Here is a 20,036-nt window from a genome sequence, read left to right as displayed (position 1 = left end):
TGGAGCGGTGGCCAAGGACGATAGCGCGCTTCCGTCGGGGGCAGTGGAGTCGGGTGAGTACAACTGCATCTGGAAACTTGACGGGCAGGACGTCCTGGGGACGATCGAGCTCGCTGGCGGCAAATTCCCGCGTGGTACTGCGGCGTACACGCTGCCGGCGTGCGCGAGACCGTTTGGAGGGGCGTTCCCTGCGAGCGAAAGGCGAGATCGGGTCACCGGATACATAGACGCGGTGGGCCGGACCGCAGTTCTGATCGATGTGAAGGTATCGACGCAGTGGCGGAATCGGACCTACCTGGATGCCGCCTATGCACTCGTCGGTCGCGGACTCGGCGGGGAGGACACTCCGACGTTCCATGAGGTCCGATTCCAGACGACGGGTCTGGAGTTGCTCTGCGGATTCGTTCCGTTGACGCACACCGCATATCCGCCGTCGCTCGACGGAACTCCGCAGTGGTCGGCGAGGAGCGAGGGCGGAATATTCCGCGAGTGGAGCGACGAAGATGCCTCGGTGAAGTTGGACTTTGCGTCGTCAGCAACGATCGCTGATCCCTATCGTTTCAGGGTCAGGTTTGCCCCCTGGGCGACCATCAAGTCGCGTGAAGCGCTCGGTGGGAGGGCGTGGTTCCGGGGATGGTGTACAGACCTGCTCACGCTGGTGAGTGCCGCCACCGGGCGGGCAGAGACCTTGACGCACATGCAGTTTGAGACAGGTCAAGGCACAGTCACCGTGTTCACAGCGCGCGTGTCCCAGACCCCGTACTACGCGGCCCAAGACTTCCGCACACACGTCAGCTACAGAGTCGGCGGTGAAGACGGTGAGTCACTACTCGATGTGCTGCGCAGTGTGCAGGCGAGGCGGGTGGTGCGACACCCCCTGATCGAAGGGTATGACCCGGCGATCCTCGATCGTGCTCAGCACCCGCGCTCGCGAGTTCTGCAACTGGTGCAGTGGATCGAGGCCGCTTACGGTTTCGAGACCCGTGACAGTTGGGAACGTCGCGTCACTGATCACACCACGAAGCGCGAGGACCTGGTCGAGGCGTTGACAAGAGCTCGCGACAATGGGGCGCTAACCACCCAGCAGCTCAGCTTCGCCAAGCGGGCGCTGAGCAAGAAGCCGTACGCGTCGTTGGACGAAGCGCTGCGGGCGGTATTCGATCGCCATCCGGGACTGGACATCCGGCGGAGGCTCGGCGATCTTCCAATCGTGCAAGACCAGCTTGCAGTTGATGATTGCGACACCGTCGAAAGCTCCATTCGCGAGATCCGCAACGGGTTATCTCACGGGAGTGCCGACTACGATGCCTGGAAACTGGATGCCCTCGCCGAGGTACTCCGCCAGTTGGTCCGCGCCGACTATTTGCAGTTGCTCGGATGTGCTTATGACCCCGAGGCGATCTTCCCGCTGGGGGAGTGAGCTGGGGCAACCTGCGTTTCCACAGCGCGCGCGAGGTGAAGCACCACCAGCGCGCCCCTCCGTCAATCGGTGGCCCTGCCTAGGCTTTCCGGTTGCAGGTGATGATCTGAGCAATTGTGTTGAGTGATACAGGTGCCAGATCCCAAGCGTCCAAACCCACATGGACGGTTCGGCCCGGGCCGCGGCGCTGTGTGCTGTGAATGTGGCCGTGCAGCAACCATGCGCCGAGGTCGGGCAATCGCCACTGCTCATGACGGGCACCTCGATCCTCGGGACTCGGGCTGCCTAGATACGGAAAGTGCGACAACAACAGATCGTGGCCGGCCAATGTCCTCCGCGCTGACTGCTGCACTGATGCAAACACCTCCAGATACTGCGGAAATAACTTGTGGGCGTCGGGGTGGCGCGGGTGCACTCCGTCGTGATTTCCGGCGATCAAGTGCTTGATCCCGGGGCGTTGCGCAACCCACTGTAGGGCCCGCTGCTGGCTGGAGCGTCCGCCCCCTGAAATGTCGCCTAGGACCCAAACGACATCGGTCTCAGCGATCAGAGCATCCCATCGTCGACTTAGTTCCAAGTCATGGTCAGTTGTCTCATCGAAACCGCGGAGGCTCGCCACCAGGTCATGGCCGACGTGGAGGTCTGCTGTGTACCAAGTTTCAGTGCGGCCGGCCCGCCGGTTGAAGGTATCCACGGGCTCGATTTCTGGATTTACTGTGCCGTGCAATGGATGGAACTGTCGGGCAGGAGGTTTAGCCAGTACGGGGCAGGCCACGAGTACGCTGCGGCAGAGTCTGGTGCTGGGAGGGTTGTCTGGCCTGGCGGTCGCTGAAGGGTTTCAAGGTCACGCCTTATTGAATGGCGAAGGACGGCTGTCCGTTCTTCGTAATGCGATACTCGTTCTAGTAACGCTTTGCAGTCGGTTAGTATTTGGTCGGTTTTTTTGTGTGGCTGACTATGGCTGAGGCGGGCCGTTCTCTTGTATATTGCGCGAAGTGTTCTCGATGTGCCGCCGGCTGAATGTATCTCTGATACGTCGCATCCAGCCAGAAAAAGGAATCGGTCGACAATTTCGGTTACCTGAATGAGAATTCGACTCCGGAGTTTTGTTAGGGCGAGAAGATCAAGAAAAGCGGTCCGCATATCTTGGATTAGATCGTTGTGTGCGCGGCTTAGTGATTTCAATGGTGCAGTGCCCAGCATCTTCGATGAGGTTGCTCGGTTCAGGCGCTGGTTGGTTTCTGCTAGATGGATGCGCATGGTGGACTGCTGGCGGCAAAGTAAGCCAATTTCGCGCTTGTTGTCGGCAAGGCCGATGCGAAGCGAGCGGAGGCGGGTGCCCTCTGCTTCGGAGAATCGCGTGGAAGGTGACATGGCGAGAATTGCCAGGGCCTGACTGCGCAGATCGTCGTGAGGCTGGTGCAACTGGCTGATTACGGCCTGCCGCAATCGGGGCAGATACGTCTTGGCGCGCGCTTGCGCTTGGCCTGAAAGTGACGCTGCCAGCAGGAGATCACGTGATGACGCCCCCATTTGAATGGCCCTGATGACCACCCGCGGCGGTAGGCCAGGGAGGGTTTTCGCGATCTGCGTTTCCAGATCCGTCATGCGGCGAGTGTAGAGCTAGGCGCTGACAACGCTAGCGGTTTCGTGCATCTATCTGCGGCTTTGAACTTTGCGTTGCTATGTGGTGCTGAGTCGTGCTGGGCGGCGAGCATGGATACATGACCGGACCCGCACACCGCCGCGCAGCTACCGGGGCACGCCGCTTCTGCAGCGAGCCGCTTGCTGTGGAGCTGAGGCTGCTTGCGTCGGTGTCGCCGTCGGCTGACTTGCGGCACCACCGCCGCGTGGCCGCTGACTTTGGCCGGTTTTCGTAAGGGAGAGGCAGGGGCTGCGATCGGTATCGAATCAATTCAGATGGTCATGAACGAGCGGTTTTGATGAATCACAGCAGATGAAAGGAAATAGATATGTCTGACATGTCGCGATTGGTGCTGAATGTTGACCCAGGATCGGTCCTGCTGATTGGTACCGGGGGAACGTCACGGACCAGAGCAGCATACGAGAACGGAGTCAAGACTGATGCGAATATTCAGCGTGCCGGAGTGGACGTGCACCGCCTGACCGGCGTAGCGGTCTCGGTCAACGGCATGGGCCTGGATGGCGCGGTCGTCGAGACTGCTACGCCCCTTGAGAACGTTCCGGCCGGCGGTATTTTCCGTGCGGAAGGAATTGCGGAGGTTGCGGTGCGGGCTGAGGGGCGTCAGGGATTTGGCGGTGGTAGTCCTCGCGGTGTTCTTTCGGTGACGGTGTTTGTTGAACGGCTGGTTCCTGCCGGTAATGCGACCGATGTGCTTCGGGCACCGGCGGCAAAGCGCGCTGCGTCGGGGGACTAGACGATGTACGTGCAAACTGGGTACATGCCAGCGGTCGCCACGGCAGTCGGCCGGCTGGTAGACAGCAAATGGACGGTTGCCACGCTCGAGCTCGTCGGCCTCAATAGAGTTCTTCCTGTCCGACGACCCATGTGGTCTATGTTGGCTGAGGGCGCGGTTAGTAAGCGCGTGCCGACACGTCGCACGTATGCCAAATCGTTTGTGCCGGAATTGATATCGGTGATTCCTGCTCCGTATGGCGCCTGCGCGAGATTCGCTGGGCTGCCCGGCCAGGATCTCAGGCAGTGGCAGTCCACCTCCGGGAAGCTGGCCTCGGCGATTGGGGTACCCGTCGTGGTCGTGGAGGAGCCGGAGCCTGGGGTATTCGAGCTACAGCTGAGAGCAGTTGATCCGCTGCGGCAGCCATACAAGCTGCCGTCCGTGCCGAGTGCCAGGAGTTGGGCGGTGGGCTTGGGGGTTGATGAGATCGGCGTCCACCGCGCGCTCGCGCTGAGCAATGTTTCGGGCGTCGTGGTGGGTGGCGTCCCGGGATCTGGAAAGTCCGCGTGGCTCACGAGCACGTTGGCCACGTTCAGCGCTTCACCGGCTGTTCAGTTTGTTGTCATCGATGGGAAGGGCGGACATGACCTAGGTTGTCTGCGGCATCGGAGTTGTCGGTTCCTGAATGATGACCTTGATTTGGAGGGTATCGCAGCGATTCTCAAGGGCACGACATGTCTTGTGCGTGAGCGGATTCGACATGCCCACGAGTTGTTCGGGTCGTCGAATTTCTGGGACAGAGGCCCGACGCCCTGGGCGCCGTTGGTGTTCGTCGTTGTGGATGAGTGTCAGACGTTCCTCGATCCCCGTCAACTGGTGACCAAGGAAAAGAAGGCTATCGGGGCGGAGATACATGCCGCAGTCAGCTATCTGGTTCGGAAGGGTCGCTCGGCCGGCGTCGTGACGATTCTGTCGACACAGAAGCCCACGGCCGAATCGTTGCCTACCGATATCAGGGACAACGCATCGCTAAGGGTGTGCTTCGGGGTTCAGTCGACCTACGCGGCGACGGCGGTGTTGGGTGACGATTGGCGGGGCGATACCGATGCTTCGCCCCTGGGAGCAACGTCTGGCTTGGGCGTCGCGTATGTCGACGGGCAGTTTCGACGGTTCCGTGCTCCATTCGTTACTGAGTCCGTGGTGGCCGCCTACACGCATCACTATTCAGGGCTGGTGAGTGACCCATGGCAGCTGCTCCCGGCGCTGCCGGCGCCGAGCGTCCCTACGAGTTGACGGGGCGCCACGGTGATGACTTTGGATGCGCAGCCGGCAGAACGTCCTCCGGTGGGCCGGGCCGAGGTGGATGTGCACAAAGAGCGGCTCGGTGCTGAGGTACGAACGCATCAGCAACCACAACAGTCGGCCACAAGCCGCCGGATGGCGGCGCGTGAGATCGTTGGCGGCTCAGGAGATGTCCCCGATGGCTACTGAGGTCCGGGCAGGGGCGAGCGTTCATCGGCCAGCTGGGCTGTTGACGATTGATGAGCTGGCCGAGCGCTTGACGGTAAGTGTTGGCTGTATCCGGTCGTGGCGGCTGAGGGGCGAGGGGCCGCCGGCGATCCGTATTGGTAGTGCGCTCCGGTGGGACGTTGCGGAAGTGGATGACTGGCTAGATCGGCGACGCGAATCACGGTTGGAAGCAATGTGATTGAGGCTAGAAGCGGCCCGAAAGGCGCGCGTGTATACCGTGCTCGCGTCTACTATCGGGGCCGCTACGTTGCCTCGCGGACATTCGATCGCAAGCGTGACGCGCAGGAATGGGAACGGCGCCAGGTTGAGACTCTGAAGACGGGGTCCTGGGCGGACCCCAAAGCTGGCGAGCGGCCGGTCCGTGAGTGGTGTGAAACGTGGATGCGGGCGCAGCCGGCCAGGCAACCGGCGACAGAACGGAAGATCCGCGGTGTTATCGGGAGGCAGATTGCGAGCACCTTTGGCCGGCGTCCACTGGTGTCAGTGAGGCCGTCAGAAGTTCAGGCGTGGGCGGCTGATATTTCCCGCAAGCAATCGCCGGCGACCGCTCGGCATTCGCTTGGTGTCCTGAGGCGGGTGTTCGACTACGCGGTTCGCGACGGGGCAATTCACCGCAACCCTGCTGCTGGGATCCGCCTGCCCAGGGTCCGCGGGAACGATCCGCGGCCCCTGAGCCATGAGGACCTGTGGCGGCTGGCCGACCATCTGAAAGTACCTCGAGATCGGCTGCTGGTACTGGTTGCGGGCTACTGCGGTCTCCGGTGGGGCGAGCTCGCTGCGCTGCGTTGGGCTGACGTTGATTTGGCGGCTAAGACGTTGCGCGTCGCACGTGCGTACTCGGAGGAAGCGCCGAAGGGTGAGAGCTCGCCGGTGAAGGACCATCAGGCCCGCACGGTGCCAATCCCGGCTGTGGTGTCAGAGGAGCTCAGTAAGTTTGGGGCAGATCACAGACAAGACTGCCTCGTGTTTCCCTCAGCAAACGAGACACCATTACGTAACCGGAACTTCCGCCGTGATGTCTTCGATGATGCTGTTGATGCGCTGGACTTGAACATCACGCCGCACAACTTGCGGGACACGGCTGCATCGCTGGCCATTCAAGCCGGGGCCTCAGTGGTTGCCGTGGCTCGCCTACTTGGCCATGAGTCGGCTGCGACCACCCTTAACCACTACGCGGGCCTCTTCCCGAGTGATCTCGACGATGTTGCTGAGCGCCTCGATACCGCGGCGCGGCGCGCAATCGCGAACCAGGCGGTGCCGCCTGATACCGAACAATCACCGACCAAACACCGACCAGAAGGGAGTGAAGGGACGTAGGGCAATGTCTCGGAAAGGTTCGCTGACGTGCAGATATGGTGAGTGCCCCCGGGCAGATTCGAACTGCCGACACCGGCTTTAGGAGAGCCGTGCTCTATCCCCTGAGCTACGGGGGCGCGGGGCTTGTCGAAGCCTCTTGGCAACAGGCCCAATGGGACAGCTCATGGTAGTCGGCCATCCGGTGCTCGCGGTACCCGGGCTTGCGGTGATTCGCGGGCGGGCCAGGAGGCGGCACGGGTCATCGGCGTGCCGGGCCTCAGTCGGTGGCTGTCGCCTTACGCCGCTGGTAGTGCCGGCGTGCCTTCATGCGATTGCCGCAGATCGCCATCGAACACCAGCGCGCGGTGTTGGGTTTGCTGCGATCGATCAGGAACAGCTGGCAGTCGGCATTAGCGCATGCCCGCAGCCGTCCCGGGCTGGAGATCCGTAACGCATCCCAGGCCAGGATCGCCCGGGCGGCGACCTCGGAGGCCTCGGCGGTGGACAGCGCCCAGGAGATGCCGTCGTCAGATACAGCCGGGCGCAACGCGACTCCGGTGAGGAAGGGCGCCAACGCCGCAGGATCGTCGTCTCCGCGGACCACCGCTTGCAGCGCCGTGCGTACCTCGATCAATTCCTCCAGCTGCGCCTGGGTGAGGGCGGCGCCGTGTGCGCTCAGCCAGGCCTGCGCCGTGGCGGGGTCCTCGAGTTCGTCGTGAGCCGCACCGTCGATGACGGGGGTGGTGTTGAGCAAGTCCAGGAGCAGCAGCTCGTCGTCGGGGCCCGCCGCCACGATATCCATATAACCTCCAAAAATCTATTGACAGGTTACACCCTCGGGTGTTTGACTTCTAACTATCAAAAACTACTTAAGGAGTTAGTCATGGTTGCTTCGGTACGGCACCAGTACGCCGACGTCGACGGGCGACGATTGTTCTACCGGCAGGCCGGAAGCGCCGATGCGCCTGCGATCGTGCTGCTACACGGCTTCCCGACCAGCTCTTTCATGTTCCGGGAGCTGATCACCCGGTTGTCCGGCGAGTACCACGTCATCGCCCCCGATCACCTCGGCTTCGGCTACTCCGACGCACCGTCGGCGGCCGAGTTCGACTACACCTTCGACGCCCTCGCCGAACTCACCGAGGGGCTGCTCGACCAGCTCGGACTGACCCGGTATGCGATCTACGTCCAGGACTACGGCGCGCCGATCGGCTGGCGGCTGGCGCTGTCCCGGCCCGAATCCATCAGCGCGATCGTCACGCAGAACGGCAACGGCTATGACGATGGCTTCATCGAGAGCTTTTGGACCACCGTCTGGGACTACCAGCGTGAGCAGACCGCCGAGACCGAAGCGGCCATCCGCACCGCGCTCGATGCCGAGTCGGTCAAATGGCAGTATCTGACCGGCGTGCCGGATGAGTCACTGGTCAGCCCCGACACCTGGACTCTGGACAACGCACTGCTGTCGCGGCCGGGCAACGACGAGATTCAGCTCCGGCTGTTCCGGGACTACGCGACCAACGCGCCGATGTACCCCGCGCTGCACGAGTATCTGCGCACCAGCGGGGTCCCGGTGCTGGCAGTCTGGGGGAAGTCGGACCCGATCTTCGGCCCCGACGGCGCCCGGGCATTCGGCCGGGACGCACGCGACGCGGAGATCCATCTGCTCGACGGCGGTCACTTCCTGCTCGAGACCGCTGTCGACGAAGTAGCCGACCTGATCAAGGACTTCTTGGGCCGGGTGAGCGGGCGGTGACTCCGGCGAGTGAATTCGCGAAAAATAGCACGCCCCAACGATATTCAGGCTACGGCGAAACTGGCCGTGGAAGCCGGCGCCCGGGTGATCGTGACGACGCGCATCGGGTCATGGAGGCTGGAGAGGCGACCGGCAAGATGGTCGTCGTGGTCGCCGACTGAGGCCCGTGATCAGTCGGTCAAATCGGCCGCCACGGTGTTGACCAGCAGCGGGTCCGGCTCGGCCGCCATCGCCAGCAGCCCGCGCACCCCGCGGAACACCAACGGCCAGTTGCGCGGGTCGCGCAGCTTGAGTCCGCCGATGAGTTGCTTGAGCATCGACAGCGTGTCGAAGTAGATCCGTTCGGCGACCAGCGTCTCGTGCTCGTCGAAGACGAAGTAGGCCGTCATCCGGGTGCGGTGCCGCGACCCGGTGGCCGGTATCGCTCCCAGCGGACCCAGATGCGTTCCCAGCAGCCAGAATTCGACGATCACCGCGTCGGCGCTGTGGCGCAGCGCGATGATCTCGTGGTCCTGGTCGGGGAAGGCGATGCGGGTGTCGCGGTAGTAGTCGCGGACCTCGGCATCGCCGTCGTGCACGGTCAGCGTGGGAATGATCTCGTAGTGCGGGTGGGGAAACGTGGCCAGCACCTCGTCCCAGTCCTGGCGCACCTCGTCGTGGAAGTGGTCGAGGACAAGTTTCTCCCGCGCCCGCAACACCTCGGCGGGCGGGATGGTGAAGCGATCAGCCATGAAACCTCCAGACAGATGCACCCTGCTGTGCACAGATCCTGCCGGTGCGCGCCGCCGTTGTCGGCGAGAATGGGCTGATCGCCGCGCCAGCAGGCTCACCGCGTCACATTCGGCCGGGCTACCTCGTCAGTACTCGTAGCCCGACCGGGAAGGAGACCATTCATGAAGATCGCGGTTGCCGGCGGAACCGGCAAGACCGGACGCCACGTCGTCGACCAACTTCGCGGCCAGGGGCACCAACCGGTGATTCTCGCCCGCGCGCACGGCGTCGACCTGATCGCGAACACCGGCATTGACGCCGCGCTCGACGGCGTCGACGCCGTCATCGATGTCACGGACTTCGCGACCATGAACGCCAGAAAAGCGCAGGCCTCCTTCGGCAGCGCCACGGCCAACCTGCTGGCCGCTGCGCAACGCAACGGAGTTCGCCACCACGTCGCCTTGTCGATCATCGGCATCGACCGAGCGCCCACCGGCTACTACCAGGGCAAGCTGCGTCAAGAGGAGGTGGTGCAGGCCGGAGCCGTGCCGTGGACGATCCTGCGGGCCGCCCAATTCCATGAATTCGCGGCCCAAGTCCTCGCACAGCTGCCCGGCCCGATCGCGCCGGTCCCGAAGATGCGCTCGCAACCCATCGCCGTCCGCGAAGTCGCCGCCCACCTGGTGGACCTCGCCACCGGGGAACCCCGGCAGATGGCGCCGGAGCTGGCCGGCCCGCGGGTGGAATCGGTGGTCGACATGGCCCGGCAGTTGATCCGGCGGCGTGGTGAGCACCGGCTCGTCCTTCCGCTTCGGGTGCCCGGCGCGGCCGGAAAGGCGATGGCCACCGGCGCCCTGCTGCCCACCGGGCCCGGGCCACGCGGCCGCCAGACCTATGCCGAGTGGCTGGCCGCGCTCACCGAGGAGGAGAAGTGAAACGCATCGTGCATCGCCTGTGCCTGATCGTCTTGACCATCATGGGGCTCGGTGTCGGGGGGTGGGCATATGTCGCTCCGCTGCATTGGTATGACACCTTTCCCGGTCTCGGGATGAGGTGGCTGCCGGTGCTCGGCCCCTATAACGAGCATTTCGCCAAAGACGTCGGTGGCATGTATCTGGCGCTGGCGGTGCTGAGCGCCCTGGCGCTGTACCACCTGGGCAACCGCGCCGTCATCGTGATCACGGCGGTCAGCTGGTCGGTGTTCAACCTGCTGCACCTGATCTACCACCTCGGCATGCTGCACCTGTACGGCCCGCGTGATGCCACACTCAACGCCGTGGCCCTCAGCCTGGCCTTGGTGGTGTCGCTGCTGCTGCTCGTCCCCGTCCGCGGCCGCGCAACGGGGTAACCGGACAGCGCGGCACCATCAAAGCGTCATCACCCCGGTCGGCATCGTGATTCACTACCGGCATACGACCGTGCCCGCGCGAACGCAGCAAGGATCCTGCAATGGCATACGACTACGACGTGGTGGTGATCGGCTCGGGTTTCGGCGGCAGTGTGGCGGCACTGCGCCTTACCGAGAAGGGTTACCGCGTCGCGGTGTTGGACATGGGCCGGCGCTGGGCCCCCACCGACTTCCCGCCCAACAACTGGCACGTCCGCAAGGCCATGTGGGCGCCGAAACTGGGCTGCTTCGGCCCGCAACGGCTGACCGTGCTGGGCAAGACGTTCATCGCCAGCGCGGTCGGGGTCGGCGGGGGATCGTTGATCTACGGCAACACCCTCTACGAGCCGTTGGAGCGGTTCTACTCCGATCCGCAGTGGGCGCACATCACCGACTGGAAAGCCGAACTCGCGCCGTACTACGAGCAGGCCCGGCGCATGCTCGGGGTGACGCCCACCCCGCACACCACCCCCGCCGATGAAGTGTTGCTGGCGGTGGCCCGTGAGCTCGGGGTCGAAGACACCTACCACCCCACCAACGTCGGGGTGTTCTTCGGTGACGTACCCGGAAAGACGGTCGCGGACCCGTACTTCGGCGGCGCCGGACCGGAGCGCGCCGGCTGCATCGGCTGCGCACAATGCTTCACCGGCTGCCCGCACAACGCCAAGAACACCACCGAGACCAACTACCTGTATCTGGCCGAACATGCCGGCGCGCAGATCCATCCGCTGACCATGGTCACCGATGTGCGCCCGGACGGCGACGGCGGTTACCTCGTCAGCACGGTGCGCACCGGCCGGTGGCTGCGCAAGCACAAGCGGGATTTCACCGCGCGCCAAGTGGTGTTCGCCGCCGCATCACTGGGCACCCAGCGGCTGCTGCACCAGTTGCGCGACACCGGATCACTGCCGGAGCTGTCCCCGCGGCTGGGGGAGCTGACACGCACCAATTCCGAAGAGGTGCCGGTGGTGTTCGCGCCCGACCGCGACGACTTCGCCCAGGGCGTGGCAATCACCTCGTCGATCCACCCGGAGGCCAACACCCACGTCGAGGTGTGCCGCTACGGCAAGGGATCCAACCTGCTGTCGATGATGGGCACCCATCTGGTCGACGGCGGCCCCTGGCGTTTCGCCCGGCTGATGCTGACCATCGCACGGCACCCGACGATGATGTTGCACAGCATGTTCCCGCGCGGCGCCTCCGAACATTCGATCATCATCCTGGTGATGCAGTCGCTGGACAACTCGCTGACCACCTACCGCAAACGTGGCCTGTTCGGCACTCGCATGACCGCGAAACAAGGTGTGGGCGAACCTAATCCGGACTGGATCCCGATCGCGCACGACGTGGCGCGACGCATGGCCGATCACGTCGGCGGGTTCGCCGGCGGCACCTACCTCGACGCCCTCAACATCCCGCTGACGGCGCACTTCATCGGCGGCTGCCCGATCGGTGACTCCGCGCAAACGGGTGTCATCGACCCCTATCAACGGGTCTTCGGCCACCCCGGCCTGCATGTCGTCGACGGTTCGGCCATCACCGCCAACCTGGGGGTCAACCCGTCATTCACCATCACCGCGCAGGCCGAACGGGCCATGGCGTTGTGGCCCAACCATGGTGAACCGGACCCCCGTCCACCGCTCGGGGCGCCGTATCGCCGCATTGCGCCGGTGTTCCCACAGCACCCGACGGTGCCCGACAGCGCCCCGGGCGCGTTGCGCTTGCCGCTGACGCCGTCGGGGTAGGACGCACGGCGCTATCCTGGCGCGATGCCGACGTTCGCTGACGTGTACCGCGAGAAGTACCTGCTGTTGACCACCTTCACCAAGGACGGCAGGGCCAAGCCGACGGCGGTGTGGGCCGCGCCTGACGACGGCAAACTATTGGTGATCACCGATGACGGCTCATGGAAGACCAGGCGCATCCGCCACACGCCACGCGTGACCATCCAGAAGTGCGGCGTGCTCGGTGCGCCGAAGGGCGAGCCGGTCGAGGCGGTGGCCCGGGTGCTGCCCAAGAGTGAGACCAGGCGCGTCTACGGCGCGGTCGTCAAGCGCTACTGGTGGCACGCGTGGTGGTTCGTTCCGCACTCGGTCGTGCGCGGTGGGATCGACAAGGTTCACATCGGTTTGGAGATCGCGCCTACCGGGGTGGCCTCCTAGCCGGTGCGGCCCAGCAGATGCCGCAGCACCTGTTCGAGTTCGGGCATCCGGAACCGGTGATCGGCATCGCGTAACCGCGCGGGCAGCACCCGCTGGCTCGCCAGCGCCAGCTCACGCGCACCCTGGTCGCCGAGCAGCACACGTGGCCCCAGCCGCGGGACCGGCAGCATCGTGGGCCGGTGTAGTACGCGGCCGAGGGTGTCGGTGTAGTCGCTGTTGCGCACCGGATTCGGGGCGACGGCGTTGACGGCTCCCGACAGGCCGGTGTCCCACAGCGCGCGGTGATAGATGTCGATCAAATCGTCGATCCCGATCCACGACAGCCACTGCCGGCCGTCGCCGAGTCGCCCGCCCAGCCCCGCGGAGAACAGCGGCCGCAGCAGCCGCAGCGTCCCGCCGCGCGGCGATTGCACAATACCGGTGCGGATCCGTACCACCCGCTTGCCGGACTGCGCTGCCGGGGCGAGCGCGTCCTCCCAGTCGGCGACGACATCGGCGAGAAACCCGTCCCCGCGTTGACTGTCCTCGGTCAGCACCTCGTCGCCGCGGTCATAACCGTAGTAGCCGACCGCAGAAGCGCAGACCAGTGTGGTCGGCCCGTCGGTGCCCCGGGCGACCAACTCGGCGAGCCGGCGGGTCGGCCCGATCCGGCTGTCACGGATCGCCCGCCGGTGCCCGGCGGTGAAGCGGCCCGCGATCGAGGCCCCGGCCAGATGAATCACCGCATCCACACCGGCCAACAGCTCCGGGTCGGGATCATCGGGGTTCCATTGCCGCTCATCGGAACTGCCCGCGGCACGTCGCACCAACCGGATAACCCGATGGCCACCGGTGCTCAAGAACGCGGTCAGGGCCGAGCCGACGAGACCGGATGACCCGGTGACGGCCACCGTGATGGGCCCCAGCCCGTGCTGTCCGGCGCGGCGATGGGCGGCGATGTCGTCAGCCAGTTGCCGATGCCGATAGACGAACATCGGTCGCAGCATCGACCCGGGTATCGGGGTGTCGATCACGTCGGTCATCCGCGTGACACCCTCGCCGAGATCGTCGAACTCATGGGTGTGCCGCCACCGCATCGCCAACCTGGTCGGCAGCGACGCCAAGCCATGACCACCGAGCTCATCGACGAACCGCCGAGGCGGGTCATAGCCGGCCGCCTGGTGTTCGGCGATCCAGCGAAGCCCGCCCGGAAGGGCCAGTACGGCTGTGCCGTCGCGCACCGAGTCGGCCTCGGCGATCAGCCGCATCTGCTGCCACGGCGTGCTCAACCGGGTGAACGCTCCCGGCCGCTCATGCCAGGCGAACACTTCCGCTTGCGGCGCCGCCACCGTGCTGGAGAAAACCAGACCCATGTCTCGACGCTACCGGCAGCGACGGCGCGGTTAGCGGATCGCGGTCAGGCCCGCATACCGGGCCAGGTGCCGGTCGCGGGAACCGAATTGGTATTCGATCGCGGTCAGCCGCTTGAAGTAGTGGCCGAGCGCCAACTCCTCGGTCATGCCCATCGCACCGTGGGTCTGCACCGCGCTCTGCCCGACGAACCGGGCGGCGCGAGCCACGGTGGCTTTGGCCGCCGACACCGCCCGGGCCCGCTCCGCCGGTTCGGCGTCGAGCTTCATGATCGCCAGGTACTGCGCGGCGACGGCCTGTTCGACCTCCAAGTACATGTCCACCATGCGGTGCTGCAACACCTGGAACGACGAGATGGGCTGGCCGAACTGCTGACGCTGTTTGGTGTAGTCGATGGTGTCGGCCAGCACCCGTCGCAGGCAACCCACCGCCTCGGACACGATCGCCGCGGTGGCCTCGTCGGCGGTCTGCTCCAGCGCCGGCCACGCGTCGCCCTCGGCGCCCAACAGCGCGTCGGCGGGCAGTCGCAGACCGTCGAAGGTCAGATCGGCGGCCCGGCGGTCGTCGATGGTGCGCAACGGCTCCATGGCCACACTCGTCTGGTTCAAGTCGAGCAAAAACAGCGAGATGCCGGCGGTGTCCCGCTGTGCACCCGACGTCCGGGCGGTCACCAGCAGCTGGCTGGCCAGCGGCGCCGACGACACCGCGATCTTGGCGCCGTCGAGCACCCAGTGATCGCCGTCGCGGCGCGCCGTGGTGGTCACGTCATGCCAGGTCCCGGCCGAGGCGGGTTCCTCCACGGCCACCGCGACGACCGCGTTCCCGGCCGCGATCCGCGCCAGCAATTCTTCGGCGTGCGGTCCGCCGGCGCGCTGCAACAACCCGCCGGCCAGCACGACGGTCTCGACGAACGGCTCGATGACCAGCGCATGCCCGAGCGCCTCGGTGATGATCATCAGCTCGATGGGCCCGCCGCCCAGGCCGCCGGTGCTCTCGGGCAGGGTCGCCCCGAGGATGCCCAGATCGTCGGCGAAGGCGCGCCAGATGTTCGGCTGCCAGCCGGTGCCCGTCTTGGCCGCAGCGCGGCTGCGCTCCAAGTCGTAGCGGTCGGCGAGGAACTTGTCGACCGTGGTGCGCAGCAGTTCCTGTTCGTCGGTGAACGAGAAGTCCATCTATAACCCCAATGCTGCCTTGGCCAGAATGTTGCGTTGAATCTCGTTGCTGCCCGCGTAGATCGAGCCGGCGCGGTCGTTGAAGTAGCGCAGCGGGGCAACCGCCTGCCACGGCTGGCCGCTGACGTAGCCGCTGTCCGGTGCGACGAAGTCGGGGACCGGCCCGCCGGGCATGGTGGCGTGCGGCTGATAGATGCGGCCACGCGGACCGGCGGCCTCCAGCGCCAGTTCGGTGATTGTCTGACTCAGTTCGGTGCCCAGGATCTTCAGCATCGAGGCCGCAGGCCCCGGGTCGTGGCCCTTGGCCAGCGCGGCGATGGTGCGGAATTCCAGGATCTCCAAGATGTCGGTGCGGATCCGGACATCGGCCAGCCGCAGCCGAAACGCCGGATCGTCGGTGAGCGGGGTGCCGTCCGGACCGGGCTGCCCGGCCGCCTGGTCGGCCACCGCGTCGGCCCACACCTGCAGCATCGGGGCCATCGCCCCGCCCCGCTCGAAGTTGAGCAGGTACTTCGCGACGGTCCAGCCGTCGTCGATCCGCCCCAGCACGTTGGCCTTCGGCACCCGCACCTCGTCGAAGAACACCTGGTTCTGCACCTCCTCACCGGAGGTCATCACCAGCGGCCGGATCTCGATACCCGGTGTGGTCATGTCGATCAGCACGAAGGTGATGCCTTCCTGCTTCTTGCCGGTGCGCGACGTGCGGACCAGGCAGAAGATCCAGTTCGCTTGCGCGGCGTGGGTCGTCCAGATCTTGCTGCCGGTACACACCAGATGATCGCCGTCATCGACTGCCGCCATGGACAGCGAGGCCAGGTCCGAGCCGGACTCCGGCTCGGAGTAGCCCTGGCAGAAGAACACCTCGCCGGTGAGGATCCGCGGCAGGAACCAGTCCTTCTGCTCGGCGGTGCCGAAGCCGATGATCGCGTGGGCCACCATCTTGATACCCATCGGCGACAGCATCGGCGCGCCGGCCAGCGCGCATTCGCGACTGAAGATGTAGTGCTGCAACGGTGTCCAGTCGCAGCCGCCGTACTCGACCGGCCACGCCGGTGCGGCCCAGCCGCGTTCGTGCAGGATCGCCTGCCAGCGCATGCTCGCCTCGTGATCGGCGTACACACTCGTCATCAGGGTTCCGGCGCGACGCAGCTCCGGGGTCAGGTGTTCGGCGAGGAACGTGCGAACCTCGTCGCGGAATGCCGCTTCCTCGGCCGACCAATTGAGATCCACTGTCACTCCTAGCCGTAGGTCTTACGCAGCTGGTGTTTGACCACCTTGCCGCTGGCGTTGCGGGGCAACTCGTCGACCAGCACGAGTTCCTTGGGGTGCTTGTAGCGGGCGAGCCGCTCGTTGAGAAAGGGTTCCAGATCGCGCAACGTCAGCGGGGCGTCGCCGGCAGCTTCGGCCACTACGGCGACCACGGCCACCGGGACCTCGCCCCATTTGTCGTCGGCTCGCCCGATCACGGCCGCCTCCCGGATCTGTGCGTGCTCGAACAGCGCGTTCTCCACCTCGGCGCAGTAGATGTTCTCGCCGCCGGAGATGATCATGTCCTTCTTGCGGTCGACGACGTAGACGAAGCCCTCGTCGTCGACACGTACCAGGTCACCGGAGTGGAACCACTCGCCGGCGAACGCCTCGGCGGTCGCCTCCGGCTTGTTCCAGTAGCCCTGCATCAATGTCGGTCCGCGGTAGACGATCTCGCCGATCTCGCCGGGGGCCACATCATTCATGTTCTCGTCGACTACCCGGGCAGCGATGGTCGGGATCACCTTGCCCACCGAGCCGAGCTTGCGGATGGCGTCTTTCCCGTCGAGGACGCAGGTGATCGGCGACATCTCGGTCTGGCCGAACACCGCGACGTTGAGCGCGTCCGGAAAGGTCTCCGCCATCGCCCGCAGCACCGTGTCCGATGCGGGAGCGGCGCCCCAGCTGATCACCTCCAGAGCCAGGTCCCGTTGCCGCACCGTCGGATCCGCGCAGATGAGCTGCCACTGTGCCGGTACCAGGAACACCGATGTGGCGCGCTCGCGCTCCCAGGCGTCGAGGGTCTCGGCGGCGTTGAACGCGCCCAGCGGGTGGATCACCGTCTTGGTGCCCAGCACCAGGTTGGGGGCGATGCTGCCCAGGCCGGCGATGTGGAACATCGGTGCGGCGCAGAAATAGACGCTGTCCGGGCTGGTCTGCAGGGCCTGGATACAGGTCAGCGATTGGGCCTGCAGATTCGAATGGGACAGGATGGCGCCCTTGGGGCTTCCCGTGGTGCCCGAGGTGTACATGATCAGCGCCGGGGTGTCTTCGGGCACATCGGCGCCGGGATGCGGTTCGCCCGGCTCGCTGATGAGCGATTCGTAATCATCGCCCAGGACGACGGCCACCTCGAGCCCGGTGGTGTTCCGCCGGACCGCATCGATCAGCGGCGCCAGCAACTGATCGGTGATGACGCCCTTGGCCCCACTGTCGGAGACGATGTAGCGGATCTCGGGATCGGTGAGACGGAAATTCACCGGCACCGCGATGGCGCCCAGGGCGTTGATCGCCAACACCGACTCGACGTACTCGGTGTGGTTGAGCATCACGATCAGAACGCGGTCACCGAAGCCGATGCCGCGCCGGAACAGTGCTGCCGCGAGGCGTTCCGATCGGTCATGCAGTTGGCGCCAGGTGGTGTCGGTGCCCCGGCAGCGGAAAGCGACGGCGTCCGGACGCATCTCGGCGTGAATCGCGACCTGGTTCATCCAGTGGTTGCGCCGGGAACGCAACGGCTGTGCGGTCATTCGGCGAACACCGCCTTTCTTTTCTGCAGCATCGCGGTGGCGCCTTCGATGAAGTCCGGTGAGCCCAGCAGCTCCACCTGACCGGCCTTCTCGCGGGCCAGCGCGGCCTCGAGTGATGCGAGGTTGGTGGCGTTGAGTGCTTGTTTGGTCAATTCCAGCGCGCGACGCGGCCCGTGGGCCAGCTTTTCGGCGGCCTGCTGGACCCGCTCGTCGAGTTCCGCGTCGGTGAGCACCGCGTTGATCAGTCCGGCGTCCCTGGCCGCGGTCGCGGGCAGTCGCTCGCCGAGCAGGGCCATCTCGTTGGCCAGGGCCCGTCCGCCGGCGGCGGCGACCAGGGCGGTGGTGCCGCCGTCGGGCATCAGACCGATGTTGGTGAACGACAGCAGGAAATAGGCCTGCTCGGTGGCGTAGATCAGGTCGGCGGCCAGCGCGATGCCCACCCCGACGCCGGCGGTAGGTCCGTTGATCCGCGCGATCACCGGCACCGGGGTTTCGGCGATCGAGGTGACCAGCCGGCCGGCGCAATCCATCACCTCGTCGGGCGTGACGCCACCGGCCGTGGCCGACAGGTCGGCGCCGGTGCAGAACGCCTTGCCTTCACCGGTGATGACGATGACCCGCACCTCGGGGTCGGCGGCCGCTCCGGCGAACACGTCGCCGAGGGCGGCCATCGTCGCGTAGTCGACCGCGTTGAGCCGCTCCGGGTTGGTCAGCGTCACGCGCAGAATCCGGCCGTCGCGGGTGGCGGTGAGTTTCGGGGCCTGCAACACGTCACTTCCTCTGTGGACGAAAATGTAAATTGGGGTTAACTTATGGGGATCGTACGGGACTGTCAACACGAGGGGGCGATCAGTGACCACCGGCGGGGGATCCGCGGCCACCACCGCGGTGCGGCGTCGCCCCAGGGACCGCAAGGTGCAGATCGTTCGGGCCGCGGCGCGCGCCTTCAGTGACCGCGGCTATCACGCGGTCGGCGTCGACGAGATCGCCGCCGAGGTCGGTATCTCCGGACCGGCGCTGTACCGGCATTTCACCAACAAGTACGCGCTGTTCGTTGCAACCGCCGAGTACACCGCGCAGGCGCTGGTGACTGCGGCGCAGACCGCCGACGATCCGGACCAGTCGCCGCAGGACCGGTTGCGCGCGATCATCGGCGCGCTGATCGAGGCCACTATCGGGATGCGGCGCGAGGGCGCGTTCTACCGGTGGGAACGGCGCTACCTGCAACCGGCGGATCGCGGGCGCATCCGGGGCAGCTACGACGCGCTGAACTCCGCGCTGGCCGAACCGCTGGCCGCGCTGCGTCCGGGGCTCACCGCCGCCGACACCGTGACGCTGGCCGCCGCGGCGTTGAGCGTCATCGGCAGCATCGCGGCGCACCGGACCCGGCTGGCCGCCGCGCCGCTGCAGTCGTTGCTGGCTGAGTTGTGCTGGTCGGTGCTGACCGTCGACTTGCCCGCTGCGCCGGCCGGTCCCGTGCCGCGGCGATCCGAGCGGGGACTGCCGAGCACGTCCAAACGCGAACGACTGCTCACCGAAGCCATTCGGGTGTTCGGGCAGCGTGGCTTCTACGAGGCCAGCATCGAGGAGATCGGCACCGCCGCCGGTTTGCAGGGTTCCAGTGCCTACCGCTATTACCCGGGCAAGGCCGCACTGCTGGTCGCCGCGTTACAGCGTGCCAGTGACCGGTTGCTGCTGGCCATCACCGATGCGCTGGCCGAGTCGAGCGATCCGCGCGAGGCGGCCACCCGCATCGCCGAGCGCTACACCGCGCTGGCGTTCGCCGCACCCGACCTGATCAACATCTACTTCGCCGAGTTCGCCAACCTGCCCGAGCGCGACCAGACCCATCTTCGGGCGTTGCAACGGCAGAACGTCAACGAGTGGGCCCACCTGCTCGGGCAGGTCGGGGCAGCACAGACCGAAGCGGTGTTTCGTGTCCATGCGGCGCTGGCCCTCGTCGTCGATATCGGCCGCCTGGTCAACTTCGACGACACCGATGAGCAACGGGCCCGGGTCCACACCCTGATGGAGGCTGTGCTTTTCGGCGCTGAGCCCAGCCGACTCGCTACTTTCGCACCGTGACCGCCTCATTCA

19 protein-coding genes and 1 tRNA gene are annotated in these 20,036 nt (G+C 65.7%); 11 read left to right on the top strand and 9 right to left on the bottom strand.

Going from position 1 to position 20,036, the window contains the following annotated elements; genetic code table 11:
* Positions 1–7: 7 nt before the first annotated feature.
* A complete protein-coding gene (locus DQP56_RS02460) occupies positions 8–1,420 on the top strand; it encodes a hypothetical protein (RefSeq protein WP_112683418.1) in 1,413 nt (470 codons plus the stop codon).
* A gap of 711 nt (positions 1,421–2,131) precedes the next feature.
* Here DQP56_RS02460 and DQP56_RS24385 read toward each other — a convergent pair.
* Positions 2,132–3,028 (bottom strand): hypothetical protein, encoded by an 897-nt coding sequence (locus tag DQP56_RS24385; protein WP_133258879.1) that lies wholly within the window; start codon positions 3,026–3,028, stop codon positions 2,132–2,134.
* 365 nt (positions 3,029–3,393) lie between these two features.
* Here DQP56_RS24385 and DQP56_RS02450 point away from each other — a divergent pair, with 365 nt between their 5' ends.
* From DQP56_RS02450 to DQP56_RS25800, 4 genes are read left to right on the top strand one after another with little or no spacing between them, the layout of a single operon-like run.
* Positions 3,394–3,819, top strand: coding sequence for a hypothetical protein (locus tag DQP56_RS02450; RefSeq protein WP_112683416.1), 426 nt, complete (start codon positions 3,394–3,396; stop codon positions 3,817–3,819).
* Positions 3,820–3,843: 24 nt separating this feature from the next.
* The gene (locus DQP56_RS02445) at positions 3,844–5,091 is read left to right on the top strand and encodes an FtsK/SpoIIIE domain-containing protein (protein ID WP_234825471.1); all 1,248 of its coding nucleotides are present in this window, start codon (positions 3,844–3,846) and stop codon (positions 5,089–5,091) included.
* Positions 5,092–5,116: 25 nt separating this feature from the next.
* Positions 5,117–5,506 (top strand): helix-turn-helix transcriptional regulator, encoded by a 390-nt coding sequence (locus DQP56_RS25725; RefSeq protein ID WP_112683414.1) that lies wholly within the window; start codon positions 5,117–5,119, stop codon positions 5,504–5,506.
* Positions 5,503–6,645 (top strand): tyrosine-type recombinase/integrase, encoded by a 1,143-nt coding sequence (locus tag DQP56_RS25800; RefSeq protein WP_435673809.1) that lies wholly within the window; start codon positions 5,503–5,505, stop codon positions 6,643–6,645. Before DQP56_RS25725 ends, DQP56_RS25800 begins: the two co-directional genes overlap by 4 nt.
* 43 nt (positions 6,646–6,688) lie before the next feature.
* On the opposite strand, the gene DQP56_RS02430 is transcribed toward DQP56_RS25800, so the two are convergent.
* Together DQP56_RS02430 and DQP56_RS02425 are read right to left on the bottom strand one after the other, a co-directional pair.
* A tRNA-Arg gene (locus tag DQP56_RS02430) sits at positions 6,689–6,761 on the bottom strand.
* Positions 6,762–6,901: 140 nt separating this feature from the next.
* Positions 6,902–7,426 carry a CGNR zinc finger domain-containing protein gene (locus DQP56_RS02425; protein WP_112683413.1) on the bottom strand — a complete coding sequence of 175 codons (525 nt, stop codon included), beginning with the start codon at positions 7,424–7,426 and terminating at the stop codon, positions 6,902–6,904.
* Positions 7,427–7,507: 81 nt separating this feature from the next.
* Between DQP56_RS02425 and DQP56_RS02420 the strand changes: the two genes are divergently transcribed.
* Positions 7,508–8,380 (top strand): alpha/beta fold hydrolase, encoded by an 873-nt coding sequence (locus DQP56_RS02420; protein WP_112683412.1) that lies wholly within the window; start codon positions 7,508–7,510, stop codon positions 8,378–8,380.
* A gap of 170 nt (positions 8,381–8,550) precedes the next feature.
* On the opposite strand, the gene DQP56_RS02410 is transcribed toward DQP56_RS02420, so the two are convergent.
* Entirely contained in the window at positions 8,551–9,111 is a 561-nt protein-coding gene (locus tag DQP56_RS02410) for an ester cyclase (protein ID WP_112683411.1), read from the bottom strand.
* Between the two features lie 162 nt (positions 9,112–9,273).
* Between DQP56_RS02410 and DQP56_RS02405 the strand changes: the two genes are divergently transcribed.
* The 4 genes from DQP56_RS02405 (at position 9,274) to DQP56_RS02390 (ending at position 12,640) form a co-directional block, all read left to right on the top strand.
* Positions 9,274–10,026: an SDR family oxidoreductase gene (locus tag DQP56_RS02405; RefSeq protein ID WP_112683410.1), complete on the top strand. Its 753-nt coding sequence runs from the start codon at positions 9,274–9,276 to the stop codon at positions 10,024–10,026.
* Entirely contained in the window at positions 10,023–10,439 is a 417-nt protein-coding gene (locus DQP56_RS02400; RefSeq protein ID WP_112683409.1) for a hypothetical protein, read from the top strand. Before DQP56_RS02405 ends, DQP56_RS02400 begins: the two co-directional genes overlap by 4 nt.
* Positions 10,440–10,540: 101 nt before the next feature.
* Complete coding sequence (locus tag DQP56_RS02395) at positions 10,541–12,223, top strand: GMC oxidoreductase (protein WP_112683408.1); 1,683 nt, start codon at positions 10,541–10,543, stop codon at positions 12,221–12,223.
* A gap of 24 nt (positions 12,224–12,247) precedes the next feature.
* Complete coding sequence (locus DQP56_RS02390) at positions 12,248–12,640, top strand: PPOX class F420-dependent oxidoreductase (RefSeq protein WP_112683407.1); 393 nt, start codon at positions 12,248–12,250, stop codon at positions 12,638–12,640.
* Here DQP56_RS02390 and DQP56_RS02385 read toward each other — a convergent pair.
* The 5 genes from DQP56_RS02385 to DQP56_RS02365 are packed head-to-tail and all read right to left on the bottom strand — an operon-like array spanning position 12,637 to position 18,709.
* The gene (locus DQP56_RS02385) at positions 12,637–13,992 is read right to left on the bottom strand and encodes a TIGR01777 family oxidoreductase (protein ID WP_112683406.1); all 1,356 of its coding nucleotides are present in this window, start codon (positions 13,990–13,992) and stop codon (positions 12,637–12,639) included. The genes DQP56_RS02390 and DQP56_RS02385 overlap by 4 nt on opposite strands.
* 30 nt (positions 13,993–14,022) lie before the next feature.
* Entirely contained in the window at positions 14,023–15,162 is a 1,140-nt protein-coding gene (locus tag DQP56_RS02380; RefSeq protein WP_112683405.1) for an acyl-CoA dehydrogenase family protein, read from the bottom strand.
* Positions 15,163–16,392, bottom strand: coding sequence for an acyl-CoA dehydrogenase family protein (locus DQP56_RS02375; protein WP_112683462.1), 1,230 nt, complete (start codon positions 16,390–16,392; stop codon positions 15,163–15,165).
* Between the two features lie 8 nt (positions 16,393–16,400).
* Positions 16,401–17,939: a fatty-acid--CoA ligase FadD5 gene (gene fadD5 / locus DQP56_RS02370; RefSeq protein ID WP_112683404.1), complete on the bottom strand. Its 1,539-nt coding sequence runs from the start codon at positions 17,937–17,939 to the stop codon at positions 16,401–16,403.
* Positions 17,936–18,709 carry an enoyl-CoA hydratase gene (locus tag DQP56_RS02365; RefSeq protein ID WP_112683403.1) on the bottom strand — a complete coding sequence of 258 codons (774 nt, stop codon included), beginning with the start codon at positions 18,707–18,709 and terminating at the stop codon, positions 17,936–17,938. Before DQP56_RS02365 ends, fadD5 begins: the two co-directional genes overlap by 4 nt.
* Before the next feature lie 82 nt (positions 18,710–18,791).
* Here DQP56_RS02365 and DQP56_RS02360 point away from each other — a divergent pair, with 82 nt between their 5' ends.
* Complete coding sequence (locus DQP56_RS02360) at positions 18,792–20,024, top strand: TetR/AcrR family transcriptional regulator (protein ID WP_112683402.1); 1,233 nt, start codon at positions 18,792–18,794, stop codon at positions 20,022–20,024.
* The last annotated feature ends 12 nt before the right edge of the window (positions 20,025–20,036 follow it).

Origin of the sequence: Mycolicibacter senuensis (assembly GCF_003284925.1) — a bacterium.
Lineage (GTDB): Bacteria > Actinomycetota > Actinomycetes > Mycobacteriales > Mycobacteriaceae > Mycobacterium > Mycobacterium algericum_A.
This window is presented reverse-complemented; position numbering and strand designations above follow the sequence as displayed.